This window comes from Pseudomonas sp. FW305-7, assembly GCF_058786735.1.
Genome location: NZ_JBYSZA010000024.1, coordinates 39,310 through 57,983 on the forward strand (window position 1 = coordinate 39,310; position 18,674 = coordinate 57,983).

An 18,674-nucleotide genomic window follows, 5' to 3' on the forward strand; every position below is an offset into this window, starting at 1 on the left:
CAAAACCTCCAGGGCACTCCCATGCAGCGACTGGAAATACAAAAAACCTCCGCGCCGGACACGCCGGCGGCAATGGGCAAGAGCTGGCGCGAACAGTTCAATCTGCTGCGCTGGTTCTCGCTCGCGAGCTTTTTGATCATCGCCGTCGTGGCGGTGGGGCTGGGGTACATCTCGACGCGTTTTGTGGTGACCGAAAGTGTCGAGCGCGACGCCTTGCTGACCGCGCAATTCGTTCAGGCCATTGGCTCGGCGGAAATACGCCACGCAGGCATCACCCCGGCACGCACCATGGGCGAAATGCTCGATCCACGCCAGGACGACAACTTTCCCGATGTCGATCCCGTTGCCCATGCGGCGGCCCGCGCCGAGTTTCTTGACCATGTCGAACATCTGCCCGACGTTCTCCTGGCCACGGTGTATGCACTGGACCGCACGGTGATCTGGTCGACCAATCCCGAACTGATCGGGATCAAATTCGAGGATGACGAGGAACTCGACGAATCGTTCGAGATGAAAGTCGCGGTGTCCTCCAGTTACCACAAGATTGACGATGAGAAACCCGAGCAGCAGTTACTGCGCGAACCGAAGTATTTGTTCATCGAGAACTACATCCCGATGTTCAACGCCGACAAAAGTAAAGTCGTTGCCATGGTCGAAATCTACAAAGAGCCGGCGGATCTGGTCGACCGCATCGACCGTGGATTTGCCTCGATCTGGGCCGCCACGTGTTTCGGCGGTGCGGCGATCTTTCTGGCGTTGTTCTGGATCGTCCGCCGCGCGGCGAAGCTGCTGCAGAGCCAACAGCAACAGTTGATCAGCAATGAAACCTTTGTCGCCCTCGGCGAAATGTCCTCGGCGGTGGCGCACAGCCTGCGCAATCCGCTGGCGACCATCCGTTCCAGCGCCGAACTGGCCCAGGAAGTCGCCAGCCCCGGCGCGCAACGCAACATCGGCGACATCATCAGCCAGGTTGATCGCATGTCGCGCTGGGTCCGCGAGTTGCTGGTGTCGCTGCGGCCGATGAACGACGACGGCGAGGCGGTGGACCTGGTGATGGCGGTCGAAGACACCGTTGGCGCCTTCGAAGCATTGATCAAACGCTGCAACGTCGAAGTGCGCTTCACACCGCAGAATTGCGCGCTGGTGGTCAGCCAGAAGGTGTTGCTCACACAAATCCTCAATAGCCTGTTTGCCAACGCCCTGGAAGCCATGCCCAAGGGCGGTGTGCTCAGCGTCGAATTCGAATCGCCGCAGCCTGACAGCGTGCGCCTGACCGTGAGTGACACCGGCAAGGGCATGAGCGCGCAGCAGCAACTGTTGGTGTTCAAACCGTTTTTCACCACCAAACAGGGCGGCCTCGGGGTTGGCCTGGCGTTGGTCAAACGCATCATGGAGCGTTTCGAAGGTTCGGTCGTGCTGACCAGCCGCGAGCAGGAAGGAACCCGCGTCAGTCTCAACTTCAAAGTGGCAACGGGAGGGGAATATGGAACACAGCATTCTGCTGGTCGAGGATGACGAACTGCTGGCCGAGAATATTCAGACCTACCTGGAGCGCAAGGACTTCGAGGTGACTGTCTGCCATTCTGCTGAAGATGCGCTGGAGCAATTGAACAGCTTCATGCCCGACATCGTGCTGACCGACAACTCGCTGCCGGGCATGAGTGGGCATGACCTGATCCAGAAGCTGCGCATCAGCGCGCCAGATCTGAAAGTGATCATGATGACCGGCTACGGCAACGTCGAAGATGCCGTGGTGGCGATGAAGGAGGGCGCCTTTCACTACGTCACCAAACCGGTCGCGTTGCCGGAACTCAAACTGCTGCTGGACAAGGCTCTGGCCACCGAACGGATGGAGCGCACGCTGTCGTTCTATCAGGACCGCGAGGCGCAGAAATCCGGGGTGCAGGCGCTGATTGGCGACTCGGCACCGATGCAGTATCTGAAGAACACCATCGGGCAGTTGCTCGACGCCGAGCGGCGCATGGCCAACACCGATCTGCCGCCGGTTTTAGTCGAAGGCGAGACCGGCACCGGCAAGGAACTGGTAGCTCGCGCCCTGCATTTCGATGGGCCGCGTAGCAAGGGGCCGTTTATTGAATTCAACTGCGCGTCGATTCCGTCGAATCTGGTGGAGTCGGAGCTGTTCGGACATGAGAAGGGCGCGTTCACTGATGCCAAGGACCGTCGCGTCGGTCTGGTGGAAGCGGCAGATGGCGGCACACTGTTTCTCGATGAGGTCGGCGAGATGGATCTGCTGCTGCAGGCCAAGCTCCTGAAGTTGCTTGAGGACCGGACAATTCGCCGGGTCGGCTCGGTGAAGGAGCGCAAGGTCAATCTGCGGGTGATCAGCGCGACCAACTGCAACCTTGAGCAAATGGTGCAACAGGGCAAATTTCGCCGTGACCTGTTTTTCAGGTTACGGATCATATCGATCAAAGTGCCGCGCCTGTACGCCCGGGGCGACGATATCTTGCTGCTGGCGCGGCACTTCCTCGCCAGCCACGGCAAACGCTACGGCAAACCGAATCTGCATTTCAGCCAGCAGGCCGAGGAGTTGCTGCTCAGTTATACCTGGCCGGGCAATGTGCGCGAACTGCGCAACATGCTTGAGCAGACCGTGCTGCTGGCACCGAGCGACACGATTGCTGCGCATCAATTGAACGTGTGCATGAGCCTGGTCGACGAACCGCCGCTGCATATTCATGAAGTGCCGATGCACTACGAACCTCGACCGGCGAGCAACACCGAATCGATGAACCTGCCGGAAGTCGAACGCGACATGGTGCGCAAGATGCTCGACAAGACCGACTGGAACGTCACCAAATCAGCGCGCCTGCTGGGCCTGAGCCGCGACATGCTGCGTTATCGCATCGAAAAACTCGGCCTCGCCCGCCCGGATAAACGGCAGTGGTAAAAGTGGTGACCGCCTGCACCCAAAACCCTGTGGGAGCGGGCTTGCCCGCGATGAGGTAGTGTCAGTCACCAGATAGATCGGCTGACAGGACGCCATCGCGGGCAAGCCCGCTCCCACAGGGTTTTGTGGCGTCTGGTTAATACTTGGTAATCAGGATCAATGCTGCTGCCGGCTCAAACACTCCAGCAAACAACTGGGATCCAGCACCTCGTCATTCACGTAAATCCCGCGCTCGGCATCGTACGTGCGAATAAACACCCGCACCGTCGCATCCGCCACGGTGGGCAATTGCGAGTCGTAGAACACGTGATCATCCGGAATCACCACAAAATCCTGCGGCGCCGTGTCCTCGTAAGGCTTCGGCGGCGTTGCGTTCAAGGAATACGGAGCAGGGTGAGCAAAGGGCTGGTTGGGCCCGTAGTAAACAAAATTGCTGTCCAGCGCTTGCGCCTGATTGGCAGCGAGCAGACAGCCGGTCAACAACAGCCGATCGAGCATTTGCATGGCGGCACCTGCGAGTGCGGTTTTCCCCAAGGCTATTAACTATAGCTGCCCGCCATTCAAACAATCAGATATGTAGGAGCTGCCGCAGGCTGCGATCTTTTGATCTTGACCTTTAAAAACAAGATCAAAAGATCGCAGCCTGCGGCAGCTCCTACACGAATTGGCTTACAAGTTTGCAACAACCGTAATTGCCGGGCTGATCTAGACTCGGATCCGCTCAATCACGAGCATCGTCCGGAGTGCGCCATGGAAGTGCCGAACAATAAAACCGCCATCGAGAGCAATCGACAGGCGTGGAACGATTCCGCCCGCCATCATCAGGATTCGCCTGACTGGCAGGCCTTGTTGAACGACGTTGCGCAGGCAGAATTCTCTTGCCTCGACGACACGTTGCGCGGCTTGCTGGAGCAAGTCGGGGTTGATGGCAAAGACGTGATCCAGTTGGGCTGCAACAACGGGCGCGAAAGCCTGTCGCTGTTCGCCCTCGGTGCGCGCGGGGTTGTCGGTGTTGATCAATCGGTGGCGTTCCTTGAGCAGGCCCGTGAACTGAACCGCCGCTCAGCGCACAACGCCGAATTCATCGAAGCCGATATCCATCATCTGCCTGCATCGCTGCAGAATCGCTTCGACGTGGCGCTGATCACCATTGGTGTTCTCAACTGGATGCCGGACATCGGCGAGTTTTTCCGCCATGTCGCCGCGACCCTCAAGCCGGGCGGAAAACTGGTGATTTATGAAACCCATCCGTTTCTGGAAATGGTTGATCCGGATGCGGAAGATCCTTATCGCCTCGCCAGTTCGTACTTTCGCGCTGAACCGTTTGTGCAGGAGGAACCGATTGTCTATGTCGGCAAGGTTGAACAGCAGGCAGCGAAGTCGTACTGGTTTGTGCACACGCTGGGGGCGATTTTCAGCGGTGCTATCGGGGCAGGGCTGAGCATTGCGCATTTCAAGGAATACGCGCATTCGAATCGGGAAGAGGTGTATGACCAGTATCTGAATCAAGAGGCGCAGATGCCGATGTGTTTTACCCTGGTCGCCACTAAGGCCTGAATGCCTTATCGCGCCGACTGGCCTCATCGCTGGCAAGCCAGCTCCCACAGTTTTAGTGTCGTACAAGCAATACTGAGTACAACTCAACCCCTGTGGGAGCTGGCTTGCCAGCGATGGCGGCCGAATAGTCGCCATCCCTTTCAAGGATTTATCAAGCCTGCGCCGCCGCACTCACCACCGGCCGCCCCGGTTTACGAAGTGGGTCAAGACGTGAGCCCTCGTAGCGGCTTTCACTGAAGAATTTCCAGCGACCGAACAGGCAATAAACGTGAGTGACCCGCCCCTGTTCGTGGTAGCCCATGCGGATGTGCAGCTTCAGCGCCGGAATGTTGTGGGTCTCGCAGACATCCACCACCTTGTTGCAGCCCTGAGCCGCCATGGCTTCCCACAGCGCGACCTGCACGTCCACCGACAGACTGCTGCCGAAATAGGCGCGGGTCATTTCGCCACCAAACTCAAAGAATTCGCCAGGCTTCACCGGGAAGGTGCAGCCGTAATAGTGACGGTCGTGATAGTCGCGAATGCTGCCCCAGATAAACGCCACCGCGTGGCCGTCAGCGTCGAGGTACATGTGCCCGGTGTGACCCTCGGCGGCCAGTTCCGCCATGGTCTCCACGCGATCACCGAAATGCTTGCCGAACGCCCCGGCATTCTGAGGCGTGATGTCGACTCTGCGCAGGCCAGCGTAAGGCCGCAGCTTGTGCGGCGGCACCGGGCTGACCAGGTCGCGCTCCATCCACAGCAGTTCCCAATGGAAGAACACGTAGCGTTTCCACAACGTGCCGAAGGTGCGACCGAGGCCTTTCTGGCGGATGCGTTCTTGTAGTTTTTCGATGACACTCATGATGCCCTCCGTGGCCGCAGCCCGGGTGTTGTGGATGGTGCTTTTGTGGGTATAGATCACCTTTGCGAGTACATTTCAAAGTGCCATCTTTGAAAGTATTGCAAGGTATGTAAGTCAATCGAGTGCCGCAGCACCGCGTAGAAAATCCTTGTTCAATTCGGCGTAGGAAACCCGTGGAATACCCGCCAGTCGCTGCTCTAGCACGCGGTTCAGGGATTCGTCGGGGTTGAGGTAAGCGTCACCAAAATCGCCGGCGAGCTGAGTCGGATGAGCGACGATTTCCAGCACACCGTCGGTCGGCGCGAAGTCGTTGCGCAAGTCGATCGGCGTGCACACATAGTCAGCGGTCACACCGGCCAGACCCTGCAAACGCCAATTGAGCAAACTTTTGAACAGCCGTTTCGCCAGGTTGAGGTTTTGCCCCAGATTGCGCGCCAGCCGAATCGGTACGCCCTGATGCGCTGCGAAGCGGGCGACGATTTCGCCGATCGGCCAGATGTTATGCACGTGCTGATGCGAATCGATATGGCTCGGGCGCACGCCATGGTCGACACAACGCTGCCACTGCGCCTGCAACTCTTCACGCACCGCGTCACGATCCTCACGGCTGAGCCACAGACTGTGGCGCGGCAGGCTGAGGTCGAACACACCATGGCTGTCGCAGAACGTTCGGCGCAACAGGATGGCCCGGCTTAACGGGCGCCCGTAAGTCAGGTTGAAGTGCAATCCGACCCGGCCTTCCAGCACAGGGTGCCGGGCCATGGCACACGCCGCTTCAAACGCCGGCATGTTGGCCATCGCCGTGGCAGAACTGATGACCCCGGCCTGAAATGCAGCGAAGATCACCGCGTTTTCATTCGGGCTGAGACCGAAATCGTCAGCGTTGACTATGACTTGGCGAGGCATGTTCGCCCTCCGTGGTGATCGCGACAGGTTTCAGTGTGGGTTTCGCAAGCTCTGCGCGCCGCGCCCGCCAGCCTTGCACGCGCGGCTTGAGTCGATGCCACAGGCGCAAGCCCAGACCGAGGACGAGGCCACTCGGCCGCCAGGAGCAAAAGCTCCAGCGCCAGTGCTCCAGTTGTCCGGTCATGCGTTCATGCAGTTGATGGCTGGAGTTTTCCAGGCTGACCCGCGAGGCATCGATCCAGTGCCAGTGCTCGTCCAGCCCCCAGCGAATCCATTCCTCCAGCAACACCCGGCCGCTGCCCAGGTCGGCGTATTGCGGCAGGAAGGCGAGGTTGTAATCGTAGAGTCGACTCTGTTCGAGCAGACCGAGCCGATAGCTGATGCACCGCCCGTTCAGCTCCAGCGTCACCAGCCGCACCAGGCCTTGGCCGGCGAGGGCGGTGAAGGCGCGCTCGATCAGGAGTCGACTGCGTTCGCTGGCAAAAATCCCGACGCCTTCGTCACCTTTCCAGCTCACTGCTTCGACTTCACTGATCGCCTGCAACAGGGGCCCCATGGTGACTGCATCCGGAATGATCCGCCGCACCTCGGCGCCACACGCGGCAATCCGTTTACGCGCCCGGCGCAGTTTGTAGCGTGGATCGCCGGAGACTTCCTGATGATCCGCCTCGCTGATCAGATGTACCGGCACCCGACAACTCAGGCGCCGCTCAGCGGTGGAGCTGCGCGCCATCCATTCGGTCAGCGCACTTTCCTCACCGGCAGGCTCGGACACTTCATTGAGCTGCAGCAGCGCGTGGGGCACACGTTGGCGGATCAACGACAACGCCTGGCGCATACCTTCGCTGTCCAGTAGCGACAGCAGCGCGAGGCGATCCGCCAGCGGATAACCCAAGTGGTGCAGCACCCGGAACGGCACGCCGAAAAAGCGCTCGCGACTCGCCACCAGCGGCAGGCACAGACGCAATTCATCCGTCTCCCAACCCAGCAGGATGTGCAGACGCTCACCCTCACCGAGTGCCTGCTCGGCCGCACACAACCAACCGAGGTTGTTGAACGGCGTGTGATCCGTCACCCGCAGGCGCAGCGCTTCATACGCTGCTGCCGGGAAATCGGCGGCGCACAGTGAAGTGCACCATTCGAATCGCGTCACCATAGGCTCAGGCCGCCGTAGCTGTTACAGGTGGACGGGAAGGTTTGCGCAACGCATCCAGACGCGAGCCGCTGTAGCGGGTTTCGCGGTAGAAGCGCCAGCGGTTGAACAGGGTGTAGACGTTCATGATCCGCCCCTGTTCGGTATAGCCCATGCGCAGGTGCAGCTTGAGCGCCGGAATGTTGTGGAACTCGCAGACATCCACGACTTTGTCGCAGCCTTGCGCGGCCATGGCTTTCCACAGCTCCAGTTGCAGATCCACCGACAGCTCCGAGCCCCAATAGGCACGGGTCAGTTCACCGCCAAACTCGAAGAACTCGCCGGGTTTCACCGGGAACAGGCAGCCGTAGTAATGGCGGTCGAAATAGTCCCGCGCACTGCCCCAGATGAACGCCACGGCATCGCCCTGATCGTCCAGGTGCATGTGCCCGGTGTGGCCCTCGTTGGCCAGTTCCGCCATGGTCCCGACACGGTCGCCGAAGTAGCGGGCGAAGGCGCTGGCGTTGTCTGCGGTGATCTTCACCACCCGCAACGGCGGGTAGGGCTTGAGGTTGTGCGGCGGCACCGGGCTGACCAGATCGCGCTCCATCCACAGCAGCTCCTGATGGGAAAAGATGTAGTGCTTCCAGGCCTTTTTGACGGTGGCAGACAATCCTTTCTGCTTGATGTGTTCGCTGAGTTTGCTGACGATGCCCATTGTGCGTACTCCGGAGTTCCGGCAAGGCGAACGACTGTGGCGAGGGGCTCTGTGGCGAGGGGATTCATCCCCGATGGGCTGCGCAGCAGTCGTCGCTTTTAGCCTGTAAATGCGGGGCCGCTTCGCAGCCCATCGGGGATAAATCCCCTCGCCACAAAAACTCCCTACCCACAAATCTTTGTTCGCCTTACATGTTCTGATAATCGGAATTGGCTTCATGACGCGATCCAGCTCAGTGCAAACAGGGTCTCCCCCGGCAAATCGAAGCTGACGCGCCCATCGCGGCAGGCAAACGGTGCGTCGCGGCTGCGGTTGTCCGCGCCGAAGTAGCGCAGGGCGCCATTGTTCAGCGGGCACTTGGCGCCGCTCAGATCAATACGCTGCAAACGCGTGCCTTTGTTCACCCCGAGCAATCCGCGTTGCTCGTCACCGGCCATCGCCAGCACATCGACTTCAAATGCATCGTTCTCCAGCCACAGCACCTTATGCAGCCAGTGCTGCGCGATGAACTGCTGGGCCAGGCCCACCGGTTTCAACTCGAAACGATCATCGCCGAGTACCCGCAACATGCCCTTGGGGTACTGCGGTTCATCGGCGGCCTGGAACCAGTTGAGCATGGTCAACAAGCCGTCCTGCGAGGCGTTGATCACCACCGACGCCCACCACAGCGAGGTGTAATGGGTTTCCTGATCGTAGGGGCTGAGGCTGGAGCCGCTGGACAGATTGGTCTGATCGAGCAGCAGGGCCTTGCGCGGCTGGCCGTTGCCATCAAGACCAACCAATTCGGCGGCGCGACGCACGCTGTCGCGGTAGACGCGAGTGGCGAGCAGATCGCGGATCATCCATTCGTGCCAGGCCAGCGCATCCACCTGATCGGCGGACTCGCTGAGCAAACGCCGCGCCCAGTCGATGCCGCGCTTGTCCGCCGCGTTATTGGCGAACGGCCCGTTGACCAGGCGCGAACTGGCCGGCATGGCGATGCGCACGCCAGCCTTGGCATTCGTCGGGTCGCTGCGCACCTGGCGGGCCATGCTGGTGAAAATCGCCTGATACTGCGCGTAGCTCGAATAGTTGAGGTTCGGCTCGTCGGCGAAACCGATGTAGTGGGTGCCATTGCCGCCCAGTGCTCGTGTGCTGGCGAGCCACGCATCGAGGCCGCTGTTGCTTTGCACATCGGCGCGTAAATCGGCCTGGCGCTGACTGCCGGCGAGCAGGGTGATGTCCTGTTTGATGCCGAAACGATCCTGATAAACCTGACGGAACGCGTCTTCGAACTGCGGGTTCTTCGCCGTCACATCAACAAAACTGTAGTAACTCGCCGCCGTCGGTTTCAGCGCATCGAGCGCCGCATGACTGGCTGCTGGCGGCATCACGTAGGGCAGGGCGATGCCCAGATCCGGCGTGCGCCCGAGGACTTTGTCATGCAGGGTCAAACGGGTCTGCCCGGCGTCTTCGCGCAGCGGTTTGAGTTGCTGCGGGTTCTGGGCGAACAGATTGGCGGTGCCATCAAGCCAGAACGCCGCTTTACCGCTGCCCTGCAAACGCAGGCGCCAGACTTGTTCCTGGGCGCTGACCGGCAGTGCGAGCTGATCGAACTGCCAATAGGCGCGATAGGGTTTCAGTGTCAGTGTCAGCGCTTGCCCGTCACCCACGCGCTGCGCCTGCAACGCACTGACACCGCCATGAAACTTGCCGGCCAGCACTGCACGTTCGCCCGGCGCGACTTTGAAATACAACGTGTCGCCGTTCTGCGTCTGCGCGCTGAAATGCACTTTGGCCGGGGCGAACAGGGCGACCGTACGCTCGTCATGTTCGATGCGATAGTTGCGAAAGCTGTAGCCGGGAATCTCCAGTCGATAACTGGCTGCGCCGGGCAGCAATGGCCAGTTCTGACTGCCACGGGTTTCGCTGGCCTGGATAAACCGATCGCCCTGCAATTTGCCCTGGCCGTCGAGCAGGTACAGATGCTCTTCGTTGGCATCCGCCTGCCACGCTGGCGTCCAGCGCACGGTCAGCGTGTCCGGGCGATCGCTTTGCAGATACAGGCTGCCGTCACGGATCTCGCCCCAACGAATAGACGCGGCAAACGCGTCCAGCGACAGGCTGAGACCGAGCAGCAGGGCCAGGCTTTTCATGCGGCTTTCCTTTGCAGAATCTGCAGCATGGGCAGGACATCGCGCGGCAGGATGATCAGGGTTTGCCAGAACGGCACGCCGCTCAAACGGCAGTAAAGCACCAGCATCGCCACGGTCACCGCCAGATAGGCAATCGACGAAGCCGCCGCCGCGCCAACAATGCCATAGGCCGGAATCAGCACCAGGTTCAGCGCCAGATTGAGCAGGGCGCCCAGGCCCATCAGCAGCGACACCGTGCCGGGACGATTCTTGCCTAACAAGTCGAGGCGCAGAATGCTCGCGTAGCACAGGCCCAACAGCCCCGGCAGCAAAGCGAGCAACGCCGGATACGCCGGTTGGTAAGCGACGCCGAACAGGGTGACGATCAGCCATTCGCCGATCACCGCCATGGTCAGGCAAGCGCCGAGCATCACCGTCGCGGTCAGGCGCAACGCCAACGGAGTGACTTTATCCATGCCTTCGTCCTGCTGCAGCAGGCGTTTCATCAATGGCGTGGTCACCGCTTCCGGGACGATCAGCAGCAGTTCGGCGGCAGCGCTGGCCATGGCGTAATGACCGAGCGCGGTGCTGCCGAGCAAGGCACCGATAAACAGATAATCCGAGCGCAGAATCACTTGCTGGAACAGCAGGTCCGGATGGCTGCGGGCGCTGTAGCGCAGCAGTTCTTTCTGGCTGGCGCGGTCCCATTGCAGTTGCAACGGTTGTGCGCGTTTGAGCCAGACCCAACCGACCAGCACCACCAGGCTGATCCCGGCCAGCCAACTGATCAGCGCCGCTTCCAGCGCCGCGCTTTGCCACATCCAAAACAGCGCGAGAAACAGCAGCAGCGGTGCCAGCGATTCGACCAGACGCAAGGCGTTGAACGCCACCACGCCACCGGACGCGTTGTGCAAGGTCAGCAGACCGCTTTTCAAAACCGTCAGTGGCACTGCCAGCAGCAACAACCAGGCGAGCAACCCGAGCTGCATCGTCACATCCAGTTCAGCGCCAAACTCGCGCACCAACGCCACCACCAGCAAGGTCAGCAACGCGGCGAGCAAACAGCCGAACACCAACACCTGACTGAGCAGCAGCCCCATCGGTCGCTGCTTGGCCGCTTGATAACCCACCGCCGAGTTCAGCCCGCCACTGGTGGCCGCGCTGATCAGATCCGGCAGCGTGCTGAGCAGCGCAAACAGTCCGCGCTCACTCGGCCCGAGTATCCGCGCCAGCAACACGTTGCGCAGCAAACGCAGGGCGATCATCGCCAGTTTGGTGCCCATGCTCAGCGCCAGATGCTTGAGGTAGTTGCCTCGGCTCATGGCCGCGCCCCGCGAAAGATCCGCCACGACAGCAGTTCCGGATTGCGCGCGGTGCGCTGGCTGACGCCGAAACGCGGCAGATTCAGCGGATCGCCTTCACCGCGATAGATGCCGGTACCGGTGCCGAGCGCAAACGGATAGTCATGGCTGGCGATCTGTTGGCGCACGCGTTCATCGTTGTCGCCGTTGGGGTAGCAATACACCGGCAACGGCCGATTGCAGCCGTTGTGCAGGGCATCGCGGCTGCGGCTGATTTCCTCGTCCAGACGCACATCGTCCAGACCGGTGAGGATCGCATGACTGGCGCCGTGCGGGCCGAAACGCACCAGCCCGGAAGCCTCCAGTGCGCGCACTTGATGCCAGTCCAGCGCCTGCGGTTGCGACTCTTGCGGGCATTCGTCGGTCAGGCGTTCAAGCTCCTGCGGATCAAGGGTCTTCAGGCCTTGCAGATAATGCAGCAGCGCCAGGCTGCGGCGCTCGACATCAATGTCATCGACCAGCACCGGCAAGGGGTGATGCATGGCATGCAGGCATTCGATCAGGTGCATGCGCGCCTTGTCGCCGTGGCTGCCCCACAGGGTTTCGCCGAGGCTTTCCCACCAGAAGCGCTGACGGCTGCCGATGAAGTCGGTGGAGAGAAAAATGCTCGCCGGCACCTGATGTTTCTGCAGCAGCGGATAGGCGTTGACCGCGTTGTCGCGCCAGCCGTCATCGAAGGTCAGCGCCACCCGTGGGCGCTCGGTGCGCAGCGAGTTGGGCTGGAGGATTTCCATCAGCGGCACGCAATCGAAATGCCGACGCAGCCACACCAGCAAATGCTCGAACGCTTTCGGCCCCACACACAGCTCGTTGCGGTGCGGCAGGTCGGCGGCGCGGTCGTTCGACAGCACGCGGTGCAGCATCAGAATCACCCCGGCGCCGTGCAACTGGTTGCGGCCCACGGAGGAGTTGAGATAGAGCCAGCCACTGGTGCGTTTTATCAGTTGTTTGATCGCCATGGCTTCGGTCCTCTTAACGGTTCTGTTCAGGATTCCACTGGGCATATCGCTGACCGCGCAGGAACTGCCACAGGCCAAGACTCATCCCGGCGAGGGTGACCAGCAGAAACGCGGCGAGGCGGAACGGTTTGGGCAAGCGGTGTTGCGAATCCAGCAAACCGGCAATCGCCACGGCATAGCCGAACAGTTGCGCGATCAGTGCCAGGCGATAAAAGCCGTGGTCATCCCACAGCCAGAAATTGCTCAGCAACAGCGGCAGCAGGAGGATCGGCGCGAGACGACGGATCAGCTTGTGGCTGATCAACGCAATCGAATACAGACCATATTTCAGCGGATTGAGCAGTTCGCGGCGCTGCGCGAGGCTTTGCAGGCCGCCGACGGTGACGCGTTGACGACGGCGGAATTGTTTGTCCGCTTCATCCACACCGTGATCGATTACCTGTGCCTCAGGCACATAGACGATGCGTTTGTGTGCCACTGGTGCGCAGGTGCTGATAAAGAAATCGTCATTCACTTCGGCCGGCACGTTCTGGAACAACTCGCGGCGCAGGGCGAGCAGGGCACCGTCGGCGGAGACCATGCAGCCGGTGCGATTTTCAACCCGGCGCAACCAGCCTTCGTAATGCCGATACAGACTGTCACCGACGCTTAATCCACCGCCGGTAACCGGAATCACCATGTGCCCGGCACAGCCGCCGACGTTGGGATCATTCAGCGGTGCGAGCAGATAACCGAGGGTCTCGCGTGACCATTGGTTGTCGGCGTCGGTGAACACCAGTATGTCGCCGGTGCTCACGGCCACGCCGGCATTCAGCGTGGCGGCTTTGCCCTGGCGCGGCAGGTCGAGGACGGTGATGCGCGGGTCGACGACTTTGTGCGCGCAAGCCACGGTGTCGTCGGTCGAGCCGTCGCTGGCGAGAATGATCTGCAACGTCGCCGGCTGATAATCCTGCGCCAGCAACGTGCGCAACTTGTGCTCGATGTGCCGCGCCTCGTTATGCGCGGCGATCACGATGCTGATGTTCAGCGGCGGTGCCGGCGTGTGGCGCCAGGCCGGAAACAGAGGCGCCAACAGTGTCAGCAGCAGTGGATAGCCGACATAGGCGTACACCGGCAGCAACAGGCACATCCAGAAAATGAATTCAGCCACGGGCAGGCCTCCTGGCGTTCCAATGACACAGACTGAGAATGAACGCAGCGCCGGCCAGGTGCAGACGCACCCAGTGCAGGCCCCACAGTTGCAGGGTCAGGCCGATATTGTGGTGCTTGGCGCTCTGCCGCAGGCTGAGGATCAGGCCCGGAATCAGGGTCAGGATCACCATGATTGCGGCGTGATGCGGGAAACCGTCGAGCAGCGCCGAGATCGCCAGAAAATCGAGTACCCACACGGCAATCGACAGCATCGGAAAACGCAGCAGGCGCAGGCTGAAACCGTGGGTGCGCAGCAATTGCAGATGACTGCCCTGACGCCACAGCTCCTTGCCCATCCATTCACGCCAGTTCATTTCGTAACCCCAGTGCAGGGCGACGTTGTTGTTGACCGACAACAGGATGGCGCCGTTTTCACGCAGGCGCAGGGTGAACTCCTTGTCCTCGCCGGTGCGCAGGGTTTCGTTGAACCCGCCGACCTTGTCGAACCACGTCCGGCGCATCAACAGGTTGGCGCTGGGCAGCCAGTCGACCACATGCGAGGCCTGCGAAGACACGCGCAAGGTGCGCCGTTGCCACGCGGTGGCATACCACGGCGCCTCGGCCGGGGTGTGCAGATCGAGACCAAACACGTCGGCCTGCGCGCTGGCCTCCAGATCGAACAGCGGCGTCAGCCAGTCTTCCGGCATCTCGATGTCGGCGTCGATAAACGCCAGCCATTCACCGGTGGCGATGGCCGTGCCGCGATTGCGCAGGGCGCCGATCAACAGCCCCGGCAGGCTCAAGACCTGTGCACCGAACTGCCGGGCAATGTGCGGGCCGTCGTCGCTGGAACCGTTGTCGACCACGATCAATTCGCACTCGATATTGGCCGCATGCGCGGCTTTTTGCGCGGCCAGCAGCGTGCGGCCAATGTGCCGGGCTTCGTTGAACATCGGGATGACGATACTGATCCGGCTCATGCGCGGGCCTCCGTCAGGGGGGCCTGCTCGGCTTTCACACGCAGCACGCTGGTCAGCGCGAGCATGATCCACACGTACTTCTGGTTCGGCGCGCTGAGGAACATCAAAAACAGCGTCAGCGAGAGAAAACTCACACTCAGGTGGGTCATCAAGTCGGCCTGTTGCCAGTCACGCCGCAGCATCCACGCGGCGCGTGCGCGAATCAGGTTGTACAGGCCGAGGCCGAGCATGCCGACGAACATCAGCCCGGCGGGAATCCCCAATTCACTGAAGATTTCCAGGTAAGTGTTGTGAGCGCGGCGGTAGAGATCGCCGATCTTGCGGTTGGCGGAGAACGCCTTGGCGTAACCGGTGGTGGCGTAGTGCAGCGGGAAGGTGCCGGGGCCGGAGCCGAGCAGCGGGTTCTCGCGGATCATCTGGCTGCCGACCACGATGTACGAGGCGCGCCGGCCGAGAGACTCGTCGTTGTGACCCTTGGCGCCGGCACTCAACACGCTCAGCGATTGAATCCGCGCAATGTAGCCGGCGGGCATCGCATAGATCGCCAGCGGAATCACGATCGCCGCGCCGAGCATGGCGAAGCCCAGATGCCGCGGCCGAATCCGCGTCAGTTGCGTGCGGTAATGCCAGCAGCCGATCAACAGACTGAGGGCGATCACCACCAGCCCCGAACGCGATTCGGTCTTGGTCATGCCGCCCAGCAACAGCAGGCAGCAACCGCCCCAGAACAACCGGTGCAGCAGGTTCGGGCTGCGGATCACCAACAGCAGGCCCAGCGGAATGGCGAAAGCGATCAGCATGGCAAAGGCGTTGGGGTCTTCGAGCAGGCCGGCGGCGCGACCCTGATCCTGGAACTTGGTCGAGAACATCGCCATCGCGCAAGTGGCGCTGACGGCGAGGGTCACCAGTCGGGCGAACAGGTCGAGGTTCAGCTCGCGGCCGATCAGCAGGGTGATGACAAACAGGATCAGGCCAACGCTGAGTTCGCGCAGGTGCCCCAGCGACATGCCCATGTCATCGGTGTTGAGCAGGCTGAGGAAGTACAGAACCATGAACCAGACCAGGTAACGCCAGATGTTGCTGCGCAGGCGTTCGGAGGGAATCTGGTGCAGCGCCAGTTGCAGCATCAGGATCACCGCCAGCGAAGCGCCGATCAGTTTGCTGCCCGACAGCGAGCTGTCCTTGAAGAAACCCTCGAATGGCACCAGCGCGGCAATCCCGAGCAGGCCCCAGGTCGGTTTGCGATACAGCACCGCGAAACCCACCAGGCCCAGCACCGCTCCCGGCGCCAGATACGGATAAGGGCTGGCCAGCAAAGCGATGCAGACCAGACCGAGCAAACTGACGATCGAGAGCGGGAAAATCATGCGCGTGCCTCCCGTGCCGTGCGGATGTACAGCTGCGACCAGCGTTCGGCGAGGGCCTTGAGGTCGTAGCGATCCTGTTGCGTGCGTTTCGCGTTGTCGCGCAGTTGCCGCGCCAGCTTCGGCTCAGTCAACAGCGTGTCGAGCTGGCGGGCGAGGGCATTGCTGTCGGCGGGTTCGGCGAGCAAGCCGTTGTGCCGGTGTTCCAGCACATCGGGAATCCCACCGACGCCGAAGGCGACCACCGGCACACCGGCCTGCATCGCCTCGAGCAAAATCATCGGCGTGCCCTCGGTGCGCGAACTGATCACCAACGCATCAAGGCGCTGCCACCACGGTTGCATGACGGTCTGGTAGCCCGGCAGGCGAATCCGTTGCTGCAAACCGGCGCTGTCGATGCGCGCCTGCAGCGCCTCGCGCTCCGGACCGTCGCCGAGCATCACCGCATCCAGTTGCGGGTGCTGATGACACAGCGGGATCAGCGCATCGAGAAACAGATCCGGACCTTTCTCACTGCTCAAACGGCCGACATAACCGGCAAGCCAGCGCTGCCGATCGGCGTCATGAATCATTTGCCCATGGGCGGCGGGCAAGCCGTTGGGGATCACCTGCAACTTCTCCGCCCGAACGCTGGCCTGACGGTGCAACACGGCGATGCTTTCCGCCACGCAGACCACCCGATCCACCGACGCGGTGCGGCACAGTTGCAGACTCAGCCAGGTGTAGAACTTCTGCTTGCGACTGCGTGGTGTGAAACCGTGCTGGGTGATCACCAGCGGCAGGCGCAACAGGGTTGCGCCGACCCAGCCGAACAGCAGGCCTTTGAAATTGTGCGTATTGATCAGCGGCCGCTCGCTTTGCCGCTGGCGCAAGTGCCGCAGCAATTCGCCTAGTCCGGCGCAGCCACGGCAGTCCACCCCGGCCTGACGAAAGCGCGCGATCAGTTCTGGCGGCGCGTCGAGAAACAGCACCTGATGCTGTCCCGGCGTCGCCAGACAATGATCCAGCAACATCCGCTCGGCCCCATAGAAACCGCCGCTGCTGAGCAAATGAATGATCGGCAGCGCGGCGTTCGGGGACGGTGCGGTGTTCAATTGCGCACCCAGTGCAGGAAGCTTGGCACGGTCCAGTTCTTGTGCGGATTGCTCGGCAGCGTGTTCTGGTCGTTGATCACCAACAGCACCGGTACGCCCAGCTCGTGGCTGATTTGCGCCGGGTGTTTGAAGCGGTGATCGAAGAACTCACGCACGTAGACCAGGGCAATCGCCAGCAACAGACCGGTGAACAAACCGAACGGAATGATCAGGCCCGGTTTCGGGAACGCGGCTTCGGTCGGTTCGAACGGCGGGCTCAGCACCCGGGCGTTGGACAGATCGTCGTTGAGCGCCCCGCTGGTACTGCTTTCGGCAAAGCGCTGGGCGTAGGTCGAGAACGCGGCGTGCAGCGCATCGATTTCGGTGTCCATCTGCCGCAGCTTGCTCTGGGTCTGCTGCAGCTCGTGGATGCGATTCTTGAACTCGGCAATGCGCGCGGTTTTCTGATCGATCACTTGCTTGACCACCGCCAGATCGTTGGTGCGTTCCTGAATGCGGTTGCTCACCACTTTGAGGAATTGCTGACGGGTGCGGGCAATCTGTTCGCGGGTCAGCAGCATCGGTTCACTGCCGGGCTGGAATACCGCCAGGTCATTCATGTAGCGGCTGACCTGAGTGGTCAGTTGCTCGCCCATCTGTTTGATTTCGCGGTCTTCGAACGCCACGTTGTCGACGGTGGTGGTGAAGGTGTAGGGGAAGGTGTAGTCGTTGAGCTTGTTGGTACTGGCAGCGGCCAGCGCGGTTTTCAGGTATTCCAGCCAGCGCTGGCTCTGCAACAGGCGATCCTGATACAGGTTCAGGGCTTGCTCTTCGGTGTTGATCGCGTTGAGACGGAAGGTGATTTCTTCCTTCGGATCCGACGAACCGACACTTTCCAGCAGTGCCTGACGGTTGCCTTCCAGGCCATCGAGTCGCACTTGATACAGATGCTTTTTCGACTCGTAGAAGGACTGCGGCAAGTCGATCGATTGCAGCGCCTGACGGCTGAACAGGTAGTTCTGCAACAGCGCCGCAACGAACGTCGTGCCCTGGTGCGGATCAGGGAAGCTGTAGACGATCGAGATCACGTTGGAACCCGGCAAGGTCTCGATTTTCAGCTTGTCGATGGCCTCTTGTGTCAATGCATCAAGTGCAGTGTCACGCACTGGGTCGGTTTCCAGCCCGAGCATGTTGCGCACCGGGTTGATCACGTACTGGCGCAGTGGCGAACTGACGTAGCGTTTGAACGGCTCGGCCACCAGTTTGCTGAAGATGCCCGGCGAAGGTGTGTATTCACCCTTGTCGCGCAGTTCGCTGATGGTCTGGCGGATCAGCGCCGGGGAACGGAGGATATTGCTTTCGGTTTCCATGTCCGCCAGCGACGGCGGGATGAAGGTGGCGTTGTCCACCGTGAGCGACGTGGTGGCGTCACCCTGGGAGAGTTTTTTCGACTGCACGATCACCTGCGCGGTGATATCGAAGCTCTGTTTGAGCACCAGCGGCAGCAGCAGGGCGATGACTGCAAAGATCAGGAAGACCCGTTTCACCAGTTGCTTGTTGGCGAAGAAGATCCTGAAGAACTCATGCAGGTAGTTTTCCTTTGGATTCATGTCGGTCACCT

General features: G+C 61.1%; 16 protein-coding genes. 3 read left to right on the forward strand and 13 right to left on the reverse strand.

The features are described from left to right. The first annotated feature begins 21 nt into the window (after window positions 1-21). A complete protein-coding gene (locus AC3WMT_RS23685; RefSeq protein ID WP_103305812.1) occupies window positions 22-1,515 on the forward strand; it encodes a sensor histidine kinase in 1,494 nt (497 codons plus the stop codon). After that, window positions 1,484-2,914, forward strand: a complete 1,431-nt coding sequence (locus tag AC3WMT_RS23690) for a sigma-54-dependent transcriptional regulator (protein ID WP_103305813.1) — start codon at window positions 1,484-1,486, stop codon at window positions 2,912-2,914. The genes AC3WMT_RS23685 and AC3WMT_RS23690 overlap by 32 nt, the downstream gene beginning before the upstream one ends. A gap of 156 nt (window positions 2,915-3,070) precedes the next feature. Here the strand turns inward: AC3WMT_RS23690 and AC3WMT_RS23695 are convergent, their stop codons facing one another. Then, entirely contained in the window at window positions 3,071-3,418 is a 348-nt protein-coding gene (locus tag AC3WMT_RS23695; protein WP_103305814.1) for a hypothetical protein, read from the reverse strand. Between the two features lie 246 nt (window positions 3,419-3,664). On the opposite strand from AC3WMT_RS23695, the gene AC3WMT_RS23700 reads away from it, so the two are divergent. Next, complete coding sequence (locus AC3WMT_RS23700; protein WP_103305815.1) at window positions 3,665-4,471, forward strand: class I SAM-dependent methyltransferase; 807 nt, start codon at window positions 3,665-3,667, stop codon at window positions 4,469-4,471. Between the two features lie 151 nt (window positions 4,472-4,622). On the opposite strand, the gene AC3WMT_RS23705 is transcribed toward AC3WMT_RS23700, so the two are convergent. The 12 genes from AC3WMT_RS23705 to AC3WMT_RS23760 all read right to left on the reverse strand — a co-directional run bounded on the left by AC3WMT_RS23705 (window position 4,623) and on the right by AC3WMT_RS23760 (window position 18,663). After that, window positions 4,623-5,315, reverse strand: a complete 693-nt coding sequence (locus AC3WMT_RS23705) for a GNAT family N-acetyltransferase (RefSeq protein WP_103305816.1) — start codon at window positions 5,313-5,315, stop codon at window positions 4,623-4,625. Window positions 5,316-5,429: 114 nt separating this feature from the next. After that, window positions 5,430-6,221: a ChbG/HpnK family deacetylase gene (locus tag AC3WMT_RS23710; RefSeq protein ID WP_103305817.1), complete on the reverse strand. Its 792-nt coding sequence runs from the start codon at window positions 6,219-6,221 to the stop codon at window positions 5,430-5,432. Continuing rightward, complete coding sequence (locus AC3WMT_RS23715; RefSeq protein WP_103305818.1) at window positions 6,193-7,377, reverse strand: GNAT family N-acetyltransferase; 1,185 nt, start codon at window positions 7,375-7,377, stop codon at window positions 6,193-6,195. The genes AC3WMT_RS23710 and AC3WMT_RS23715 overlap by 29 nt, the downstream gene beginning before the upstream one ends. A 4-nt stretch (window positions 7,378-7,381) precedes the next feature. Further along, the gene (locus AC3WMT_RS23720; protein WP_103305819.1) at window positions 7,382-8,071 is read right to left on the reverse strand and encodes a GNAT family N-acetyltransferase; all 690 of its coding nucleotides are present in this window, start codon (window positions 8,069-8,071) and stop codon (window positions 7,382-7,384) included. Window positions 8,072-8,286: 215 nt separating this feature from the next. Next, window positions 8,287-10,206 (reverse strand): hypothetical protein, encoded by a 1,920-nt coding sequence (locus tag AC3WMT_RS23725; protein ID WP_103305820.1) that lies wholly within the window; start codon window positions 10,204-10,206, stop codon window positions 8,287-8,289. Beyond that, window positions 10,203-11,507, reverse strand: coding sequence for an oligosaccharide flippase family protein (locus tag AC3WMT_RS23730; protein ID WP_103305852.1), 1,305 nt, complete (start codon window positions 11,505-11,507; stop codon window positions 10,203-10,205). Before AC3WMT_RS23730 ends, AC3WMT_RS23725 begins: the two co-directional genes overlap by 4 nt. Then, window positions 11,504-12,505, reverse strand: coding sequence for a polysaccharide deacetylase family protein (locus AC3WMT_RS23735; RefSeq protein WP_103305821.1), 1,002 nt, complete (start codon window positions 12,503-12,505; stop codon window positions 11,504-11,506). The genes AC3WMT_RS23730 and AC3WMT_RS23735 overlap by 4 nt, the downstream gene beginning before the upstream one ends. A gap of 13 nt (window positions 12,506-12,518) precedes the next feature. After that, window positions 12,519-13,655 carry a glycosyltransferase gene (locus tag AC3WMT_RS23740; RefSeq protein WP_103305822.1) on the reverse strand — a complete coding sequence of 379 codons (1,137 nt, stop codon included), beginning with the start codon at window positions 13,653-13,655 and terminating at the stop codon, window positions 12,519-12,521. Beyond that, complete coding sequence (locus AC3WMT_RS23745) at window positions 13,648-14,616, reverse strand: glycosyltransferase (RefSeq protein ID WP_103305823.1); 969 nt, start codon at window positions 14,614-14,616, stop codon at window positions 13,648-13,650. The genes AC3WMT_RS23740 and AC3WMT_RS23745 overlap by 8 nt, the downstream gene beginning before the upstream one ends. Next, a complete protein-coding gene (locus AC3WMT_RS23750; RefSeq protein ID WP_103305824.1) occupies window positions 14,613-15,983 on the reverse strand; it encodes an O-antigen ligase family protein in 1,371 nt (456 codons plus the stop codon). The genes AC3WMT_RS23745 and AC3WMT_RS23750 overlap by 4 nt, the downstream gene beginning before the upstream one ends. Then, the gene (locus tag AC3WMT_RS23755) at window positions 15,980-17,074 is read right to left on the reverse strand and encodes a glycosyltransferase family 4 protein (RefSeq protein WP_103305825.1); all 1,095 of its coding nucleotides are present in this window, start codon (window positions 17,072-17,074) and stop codon (window positions 15,980-15,982) included. Before AC3WMT_RS23755 ends, AC3WMT_RS23750 begins: the two co-directional genes overlap by 4 nt. After that, entirely contained in the window at window positions 17,071-18,663 is a 1,593-nt protein-coding gene (locus tag AC3WMT_RS23760) for a GumC family protein (protein ID WP_103305826.1), read from the reverse strand. The genes AC3WMT_RS23755 and AC3WMT_RS23760 overlap by 4 nt, the downstream gene beginning before the upstream one ends. Window positions 18,664-18,674 lie beyond the last annotated feature (11 nt).